We start from the raw sequence: 749 nt of genomic DNA, 5'->3' as shown, positions 1-749 counted from the left end.
GGACGCGGTGATCGTCAACCGGGTCTTCGAGACGGCCTGAGAACGCCGGCACGCAGCGGCCATCAGGAAATGAGAAACTGGGTCGTCTCGGCTCTCCGCCCAACTTTGCAACAGCACCCTGTAGATCTATATCCAGGGGTGATCAACCAACAAAACCGTGCAATACGGGTTACGGTTTAGGCTCCCGCCTCGCCTTGCGGCTCGTTGGGCTGCCGCCCAAATCAATAGATTTGGTTGCCACCAAAGACTCCACTACTTAAGGCACACACGCATTCTCACCGCCACCACGGGGAAAGAAAAACAATTAAAAATAAACCTCTCCTCAATTTCGACAACCTGACGCATCCGCCCACTCCCCTCTACGCCCACCGAGGACGTGTCCGGGACACTCCGTAGTGTGGTGGGCATGAACTTTTTCAACCGACTCCACGAGACTCTCACCCACCTAGAAAACGCTCTAGACAACGCTGCCCACCTGCAGGCGGGCAGGCCTGTCTTTGCCGTCATTGACACAGAGACCACGGGGTTTAACAAGCGATACGACCGCATCATTGAACTCGCCGTCGCCCGCTTTGATGAATCCTTCCGGCTTGTCGACCAGTGGCACACGTTGATTAATCCTGACGGCGGACCTGGCCCCCGTTAGGTAGACACCTGATATCCAGCCCGGTTGGGTTGGGAAGAAAGGTAATCTACCACCATGCCTAGGTACTCCGAACAGTTCAAACGTGATGCTGTAGCCCTCTACG

1 protein-coding gene is annotated in these 749 nt (G+C 55.7%); it reads left to right on the top strand.

Annotated features, from left to right (window positions below):
- The first annotated feature begins 406 nt into the window (after positions 1 to 406).
- The gene (locus tag MHK00_RS11835) at positions 407 to 646 is read left to right on the top strand and encodes an exonuclease domain-containing protein (RefSeq protein WP_250412011.1); all 240 of its coding nucleotides are present in this window, start codon (positions 407 to 409) and stop codon (positions 644 to 646) included.
- Positions 647 to 749 lie beyond the last annotated feature (103 nt).

The sequence above is a fragment of the Corynebacterium tuberculostearicum genome (genome assembly GCF_022347385.1).
In the GTDB taxonomy this organism is placed as follows: domain Bacteria; phylum Actinomycetota; class Actinomycetes; order Mycobacteriales; family Mycobacteriaceae; genus Corynebacterium; species Corynebacterium tuberculostearicum_M.
This window is presented reverse-complemented; position numbering and strand designations above follow the sequence as displayed.